Raw genomic sequence first — 8045 nt, 5'->3', positions numbered from 1 at the left:
GGAAAATCGGCCGAGAATGAAGAAGCCGACAGGGTCTTATTAGCGATCCTTGTTGGCGGATTTCACTTTGGCGTAGTGTGGGGATGTAGCTCAGTTGGGAGAGCGCCTGCTTTGCAAGCAGGAGGTCGTCGGTTCGAGTCCGATCATCTCCATTAAGTTAGCTCCCAGACAGAAGTTCCGCCGCCCATCGGGTTGCGGAATGTCGCCCTTCATGGGCATTCCCGGCCGAAAGTTCTTTATCGTGTCCTCTTTTCCTCTTCGATGGGAAGCCGCTGAGGCGCTCTTTGGGCGAGTGGTTCGTCGGATTTCGTCTCCCCCCGATGCGGCCACGATAAACGTGTCCCTCCGTTAGGGCCGCTGTTCAGGGTGAGATAATCCATTCCTCCGAGCGCGCTGCGACTCTCTGCGAGGGTTTCTGTCCAGGTGAAGGGCGCAATCCATAACATCGAGCCTTCGCCTTCGTGACGATCTGTACGAAGCGGCTGGACCAGTCAGGCGGGTATCCGTTGGCCCTGCCATTTCCGCCCTTGTAAAATGCAACCACGTTGCGATGTCAAGTCTTTTTCAATGGAATCACGAAAAAATTCTTTCCAAGATTTGCCCGCGTGACTCGTCTTCCAAGATAGGAAAGGCAACCACAGGAAACGCTGGACAGGGATGGGCAGTCGAATTCCTTTTCGGTCAAACTGTTGAAGGAGAGGAGTGTGAACCATGTTGCAGGTCAAGACGCCGTGGTGGATTACAGGTGGGATTGCGGTTCTCGTGGTGGGGAGTTTGGGTTTGGGGACCACATGGAGTTACATTAAGACGGCATGGCGGGGGATTGGCAGCACAATCCGCGAAGCAACACCAATTACATTTGAGCTGAAGCGTCTCAATGGATTACTGGATGACCTGGAACCCGAGATTCGGCGAAACATGGGCGTTGTTGCCCAATTGGAGGTGGAGACAGAAAATCTTGCGCAGGAGATTGCGAAGTTAGAACAGGAACAAGCTCAGGCATTTGTGGAGATGAAGAAGCTCCGGGAGGCTCTGGGGCAAGGAAAGTCGGAGTATCAATTTGCCGGGCATGTGTTTAAACGAAGCGAGGTGGAGGCGGACCTTGCCCGGCGGATGGACCGCTATCAGGCCCGCCAGGCTGAGTTGGAGGTGAAAAAACAACTTCTGGTGGAGCGACAAAGTCACCTGGAGAGTGCAAAGAAAAAAGTGGATGCCTATCGCCAGCAATACGACCAGCTCAAGCTCAAAGCCGAATCGCTGGCAAGCCAGTTGAAGGTGTTGGAGGCGAACCAGGCTGCAGGCACTGTGGCGATCGATCAATCCCTGCTCGGACAGGCGAAGGAACTCGCGCAGGAGATTGAGACGCGAATTCGAGTCGCCCAGCGGATGCTTAAGAACGAGCAAAATCCGGGAGGCGAGATTCCTATAGAAGTGGACGACCGGCCGGTTACCGAGCGATTCGACGCGATGTTTGGAGATCAATCCGATAAGTCCCCGGATGCCAACCAGGGCACGTGAAACCAGATGAGAAATCCGCGTGAGGGCGGCAGGGATCGACAGCCACGGTCCCTGTCGCCCGATTTTCCGAAATAAAACAACTCTGGGAGGAACGCTATGGTCAACAGCAAAGTTGTTTTGTTCGTCATCACATTGTGTTGGCCAATGTTTCTGGCGGGAGCTTTGACGGGCAGTGAAATCCCTGTGGAAGCACCGAACAAGGACGGGCAAAGCACTCGGCAGACGGACGAGTTCTCCCAGGGGGAGGGTCGGCGCCTGGTGATAGTTACCGGGCGGTGCCCGGGGCTGACCCAAGCAGACGCCGAACGTGAAGCAGAGCGGGTAGCAACCGAGAAGCACAAGGAAATGGTGCGCCAGATGGCTCAGGAGCTGGCGGGGGTGGATCTGTCGACCTCGGCAGTGGTGACGGAGTGGGCCTGGCTTACATCTCAGCCGGGCGTGACTCAAAGGGTTAAGAAAACCAGCGACGTCAGAGACTATGGCTGGATTGCAGAGCAGGAAGTGACAGTGACAATTCCCTATTCGGTGCTCAGCGAATGGTCCGCCCGTTTGAAAGCTTATCGAGCGCGGTACTGGCAGAAAGGGCTACTCGCGTTAATGGCAACGATTGCCAGCACGGTTTTGGCGGTGGTAGCGATGGTGGGTCTGGACCGAATGACGCGTGGCTATTATCGCGGATTGATTGTGACAATGGTCATACTGGTCCTGGCTTGCGTGGCTTCGGCGATCTGGATCAGTGCTCTTTGGCTTACTGGTTGACAGGGAAAGGCCGCGATGGGCTGGCTCGATCCACTGGAATGCAAGGTTGCCCGCGACTGCCTGCGGCAGGGTCAACTGGAAGAGGCGGCGCGCGTTCTGCTGAGATCGAAAAACCGGGAACATCGAGCAGTTCGCCGACTGCTTGTGGAAGTGGGACAGAAACTGATGGCCCGGGCTTTTCGAGAGGCCGAGGCGGGCCAGTGGGAGCTTGTTATAAAAACCCTTGACATCGCCGGCCAGTGCACGGCTTTGGAAGGGGAGGCCCTCGCATTGCAGAAGCACGCCGTCCAGGCCTTGGCCGAGAAGAAGCGAGAACAGGAGCGGGAGCTTGAGGAGCAAGCGAAAATCCACGAGCAGGTGAGTGAGGCGAGGCGGCTGGCGCAGGCCGGAGAGTTCACCCTAGCATTGGAGCTCTTGGCTCGGTGGGAAACGCAGGGTCGGCGAGAACTGGCGGCAGCAATTGAGGAAATCCGGCTTGGCCAACGGCGGTTTGAGATGGCGGTTCGGGCTTGCGAGGAGGCTCTCGAGCGGGGGGATGAAGGCCTGGCTCGCCATCATTGGGAGACACTCCGCGAGATCGCACGCCAAGCACCGCAGGTGAAGCAGCTTGCCGGAAAACTGGCCAGTTTGGCCGCTCGAGGCAGTCATCCGGCCGTGGACCGGGCTAGGCCAGTGCAGAGCCGCTCTGAAAAGATGCTGATGGAAGGGGTAGGCATGATACTGCTGGGTGAAGAAATTGTCGTTGGTTCCTCTCGGGAGGAAGTTCATCTTCCCATTTTGGGACGTATTCATCGCCGCCACGCGGTACTGCTGCGGGATCGCCAGGGCTGGCAACTCGTGGTTTGTCGTGATAAATACGGGGAGCCCTGTCCTGTCGAAGTTGATGGTCATAACGTAACCGACGTGTACCGACTGGAAGACGGGAACGTCGTGCAATTGGGTGAGGATAGATGTCGCTGGCGGTTTCGGTTGCCCATCAGCGGTTCCCTGACTGCCCTCTGGGAGGCGCTGCCCGATTCCACGGGAAGTGTGCTAGTGCCGAGCACGGGTGAAACAGTGAGGCGGGCGGTTTTCTTCGTGGATGAACTGTCCATTCGCCCCCATGCCCCAGCCCATATTATTCGCGGCAATCTCCCCTGTCAGGGTCTCATCTTGCGGTGGGAGAAGGAAGGCTTACACTGGGATGTCCAGGGTGGCTCGGCCTGGGCCGAAATCCCAGGCGTCACGTGGATTGCGAGCGATCGCTGTGTGTATCTGCCCAGCCGGCTCGTTATCGAGGCTCAATGGGATGAAGCGGAACGGTTGGGACACATGTTCGCTGAGCGTCAGCAACTTGACCGGGTAACGCTGATCTTTCGCCAGTGTTAGTTATGACGTCGGAATGTAACTCTTCTTTGGCGAGGTGATGGATGACGCACGGGGCTGAAGTTCTCAATGTGTTCATGCGATGTCGCAAAGAGCTGGAGCGGTTCGCCAGAGCTGCCTTTCCCCGCCTGGCGCACGACGTGGATGACCTGCTTCAGGAGATCTGGCTCGAACTCCAGGCGAAGGTGGCGTCGGCGGATTTTCAGGCTCCGAAAAACTGTGAGAGCTGGCTGAGGATGCTAGTCCGCAGTCGGGCCATCGATCGGCTGCGGTCCATGGAACGGCGGATTCTTTATAGCCTCACTAACAAAAAAGACCTCGATTCGGAAACGCCGGAAAGGAACGAACCAATAGATACAGGACCATCGCCGGCGACTTATGCCATCGAACAGGAACGTCGTCGCCGGCAGGGGCTTCTCCTCAGCGACGTGCTCGTGGAGTTTTGTCGCTGGTGTGAAAAGAGACCCCAGCGACTCGGCATCAAGGAGGCCTACGAACGGTCGTTGCATGGTCAAAGTCCCGCCCAGATTGCTGAGGCCATGGGGGTGTCTCCGGAGAGTGTCCATCAGTGGCTTCACCAGGCCCGGGAATGGGTACGGCAGCGCGTCACGGAACGCGATGTCGAGCGCTCCGTTTTTCTTACTCTGTATGGAGGGCAGTAAACTTCTGGGAAAAGTTAATCATGCAAGAAGGCGCGAGTAACACACCGGAATTAAAGACCCTGGGCGACGTGGTACGGTGGGTCATCGCAGAACTGGGCGCGATGTGCCCCAGCCCGGAGCGGCTGGCGGCCTATTTTGCCAATCCGGATGACGCAAGTTTGCGCGACGTACGGTATCACGTGGAAGAGGCTCGCTGCCCGATTTGCCGGGCGGAACGCGAAACGATGCAACGCGCCACTTCCGATTAGCGGCTGTGCTGGCATGTGTCTAGCCCGCTTTGGGCGCGTGCTTTAAAAATAGTCAGCCAGTTGCCGATAGTTTGCAGAATGATCCACCGGACTGCGCCATTGGCCGCCGCCTGGGAAAAGAGATCACCCTCTCAGTTCGCTAACAGATTAGAAACTCGCAGCAGCGCCGGATAAAGGGATAGTCGTGCCCAAACCAGTGGCCATCCAAAACCCACTCCGACGCGCAAGGCCGAGCCTTGTTTTCCATCCCTTTTCGACGTCATCTAGTTCCGACATGTCGTTTTAATCACTGTTTGAACTCACTTCTTGCATCCTTTGTATTGAAAACTGATCGCGGACAAAAAGAGAAGTCTGCTAAAAAATCGATATCGCAAGTGGCGCCTACATAGGCCCACCGTCGCCGCGAAGAGGCTGGTGGAACTTGTAAGATCGTCGTTGCTGGTTGCGCAAGCTTACTGCCAAGGCCGAGGTCAGGGAGATTATCTTCAGCTGTTGTCCATGCAATGGGGGAGCGACACTCGGACAGCACCCCATGCCTTGGGGCATCGAAACTGCGAGGGCGCGCTGGAGAGGTAACGGTGAAAACACTTCCACATTCTGGAGAATATCATCAATTTAGAGACAGAGACTTAAACCTTGAATTGTAGCAATGCAGACTGTACGCACTTTGGAAAGCAACGCTTATTGAGATTCAACGCAATGTCATGTCATGACTTGCGGTGGTATACAGACACTTTCAAAGGTAGGTGCCTGAAGAGAGAGCAGAGTTTTAACCAGCTTATCGTAAAAAAACCGCCCGTACATTCACGAGGCATGGTTCAAAATCCGGCCCAAGCCGACGAATTGCGTGGACACGCAAAATATACCTCCCTGGTCGAGGTACTTTGATTATTCCAAAACTTTTTTCGGCATAGATGTTCCATCCTCCGGTAGAAATGAGTTCAGTGTGTAGTGTCATCAAGGGCTGATAGTAATTGGTAGTTGTAAACAGAGAAATGGCCATTAAATAACCCCCAGCATTGCCTCGAGAAGAGTAAAGCAAAGCCACATCGTAGCTTCTCGCAGCGAGATCAACTGGCCATTCAATGTATTCTTGCGGGTAACACCAACCACTGATACTATCCTGTCTGGTATCATATTTAAGATGTTGTCCTCGCAATAGAGCGTTTTTCCAGTCTAGGGTGATCAACGCAGAAGCAGATTGCAGTTGCTGAACTCGCAGCTCCCACTTTTTCGCCACCAAGCCGGTCTTTATGTCGCTATAGAGCCAACATTCTATAGCTTCTAGTTGTTTGGATAGTCTGTCTCGCCCTTGGGCTTTTTCTGCGCTTAGCCAAAGCCGATCGCCCTCGGTCAGTCGGTCGGTAGCAGGAATTTCCTCTGCGGGCTCAAAGTTTTGAACAATCTCCCGAACGATTTCCAGACCGAGTTTGCCATCCAAGGCTTCGATGGCCAACCTGCGTGCTATCTGCAAGCCTGCGAACTTTACGGCCAAATCCTGCTCGTCGCGCACGGCTTCCAAAATCTCTTTGGCCAGTTTCCCTTTCTCAGTCGACGATTTGGCCTTGACTATCTCTCGCCCGAAAACTTCATCAAGGACTTTCTCGGCCTGGAGAAGTTCTTTCGCGTTTGGTTGCACCGCCCTTTGGCCAGGAGCGCCTTTGATATCAAATTTGATATCAAAACTATGTGTTTGTTCGGCGGCTTCACCGCGCGCGCCGCCCACAACAGTGAGGGCGGTGGATAGTGTACACAGCAACCAGAATAGCGCCCACTGTGACATAACCGCTGCCTCCTTCTATTGCCGACACTTCTATTGCAGAGACGCGAGTGGCCCTTTGCCGTCTTGGTCGATACTCAGATGCGGGAACAATCCCAGGTAGCAGATTCTAGCTGCGATGCAAGTCATTGGCAAGCAAGGCCGACGGGATGGGGAATTCACTCGTCGCGCTTGCCAGTTGCTCACGGCACCATCCTAACTCGGTCCAGTCACTACGGAGTTTCTGTTTGTCATCCCCACGACGATGCACTAACGCTTGCGTAGCGTTTGGATTCATCGATAAAGATGTACCAAAGGTGGCAGGTCTCGGGAGTTTTTAATGAGTTCAATCGCCTCGCGAACGGCTTTGGCTTTTTGCTGGCTTAATGCAAGCGGGAAGTCCGGTTCTCCCTTTTCGAAGCGTTCGGCGAGTTTCTCCAGCCGGGGGATCAAAGGCCGCGCATCGGCACCGTATGTGACCAGGATTTTCATCAATTCCGCCGTGCGCGTCTCGCTTCCCCAGGCATTCTGGGTCTCAGCATATTTCACGCATGCTTCCATCCCCTCCGCAACGTGGTATTTGGCCAGCACTCGCAGACCTGCCAGGCGGCTGCCATCGGCAAACATGATGCCACTGGGGGCGGGATCCATAATAGAGCGATAAATATCGGGTAAGAGCGGTCGAATATCCTCTTCAGAGAGTGACTCGTAAATGGAACTGATTACTGTGCGCGCTCTTCCGTCCTCGTTGCGCAGTCCTGCGCGAACCGCTTTATAAAATGCATCCCGGTCCAGACCATCCAGTGAATTCCCCAGGAGCTTGCGGGGCGAGTCAAACAGCGCATAGGCAAGATATCGCTGTTCCATGCCGCGAGGATCCTCTTTTGAGGGGCCTTGGGAAAGACGCTCCAGCAATATGGGAAGTGCTGGCTTTGCTGGGGGACCGATGGCTACCAGGGCTTCGGCGGCTTTTACCCTCAGCCACAAATCCTTGTGGCCTAGTAGTTTAATCAATTGAGGAACGGCCGGAGCTGCCGCCTGTTTAAAATGTACCAGAGCCTGGCAGGCGCCGTATCTGGCTTCTAGCCGGGGTGATTCAAGCATCTGCACCAACATGTCGGGAGGTGATTTCAGCCGCCGAGCCAGGGCCAGAGCTGCGCGCTCTCGCACAACCGGCGACCAGCTTGTCAGACGCTGCAATAACTCTTCTTCGGAAAGAGCATCATAAAAGCTATTGCGATCCTTATTTGTCCATCCACGTCCGTCGGCGATGATGCTCCGGGCTTGGTCAGATTTGAGCTCCTGTACGACGGAAGGCTGCTTTCCTGTCAGAAACAGTCTTTTCAGCGGCATCGCATAAGCGAGAAGGTAGACCCCTGTGCAATCCCATCCGGCATACTTGTCGTTCGTCATCTCCGGAGGGCCCTGGTGGCAGAACGTCCCATCCCAGCGCCGGGCCAGGTCAAAGTACCATGCACCAAATTCCTCCATCCAGGCCCCTGTAGCGTGCGGTCCACAAAGCGCCACCGCTGGCATGGCCCAGAGGATGTTAAAAAAGTTTCCCGTGTGGCCACAATCACGCTCGGCACCGTGTGAAGCGAGACTCATCCATGAGAAGAATTCTGCTGCCTCTTTGTCACCCAGCAGATTGAACATCACCGCAGCCATTCCACATTTGCCGTTGTCTTCGTGTGTTTCAATCCAGGGATGGTGGTCGCCGTAAGGGACAGCCCC

Annotated in this window: 7 protein-coding genes and 1 tRNA gene; 6 read left to right on the top strand and 2 right to left on the bottom strand. The window is 55.3% G+C overall.

What is annotated here, in order from left to right; all coding sequences use genetic code 11:
- Nucleotides 1–79 precede the first annotated feature (79 nt).
- From ABJK56_RS07265 to ABJK56_RS07240, 6 genes are all read left to right on the top strand, one after another.
- Nucleotides 80–152, top strand: a tRNA-Ala gene (locus tag ABJK56_RS07265).
- Nucleotides 153–711: 559 nt separating this feature from the next.
- Nucleotides 712–1518: a hypothetical protein gene (locus ABJK56_RS07260; protein WP_347244001.1), complete on the top strand. Its 807-nt coding sequence runs from the start codon at nt 712–714 to the stop codon at nt 1516–1518.
- A gap of 96 nt (nt 1519–1614) precedes the next feature.
- Complete coding sequence (locus ABJK56_RS07255; RefSeq protein WP_347244000.1) at nt 1615–2277, top strand: hypothetical protein; 663 nt, start codon at nt 1615–1617, stop codon at nt 2275–2277.
- Nucleotides 2278–2292: 15 nt separating this feature from the next.
- Entirely contained in the window at nt 2293–3645 is a 1353-nt protein-coding gene (locus ABJK56_RS07250) for an FHA domain-containing protein (protein ID WP_347243999.1), read from the top strand.
- 41 nt (nt 3646–3686) lie between these two features.
- Nucleotides 3687–4304, top strand: coding sequence for a sigma-70 family RNA polymerase sigma factor (locus tag ABJK56_RS07245; RefSeq protein WP_347243998.1), 618 nt, complete (start codon nt 3687–3689; stop codon nt 4302–4304).
- Nucleotides 4305–4324: 20 nt separating this feature from the next.
- Entirely contained in the window at nt 4325–4552 is a 228-nt protein-coding gene (locus ABJK56_RS07240; RefSeq protein ID WP_347243997.1) for a hypothetical protein, read from the top strand.
- A 778-nt stretch (nt 4553–5330) separates the two neighbouring features.
- Here the strand turns inward: ABJK56_RS07240 and ABJK56_RS07235 are convergent.
- Together ABJK56_RS07235 and ABJK56_RS07230 are read right to left on the bottom strand one after the other, a co-directional pair.
- Nucleotides 5331–6335: a hypothetical protein gene (locus ABJK56_RS07235; protein ID WP_347243996.1), complete on the bottom strand. Its 1005-nt coding sequence runs from the start codon at nt 6333–6335 to the stop codon at nt 5331–5333.
- Nucleotides 6336–6605: 270 nt separating this feature from the next.
- Nucleotides 6606–8045, bottom strand: a 1440-nt coding sequence (locus ABJK56_RS07230) for a DUF6288 domain-containing protein (RefSeq protein ID WP_347243995.1), incomplete at its 5' end; no start/stop codon positions are given.

This window comes from Thermogutta sp. (genome assembly GCF_039793925.1).
Taxonomy (GTDB): domain Bacteria; phylum Planctomycetota; class Planctomycetia; order Pirellulales; family Thermoguttaceae; genus Thermogutta.
Note: the sequence above shows the minus strand (reverse complement) of the source record. Positions and strands in the feature narration are given on the sequence as shown.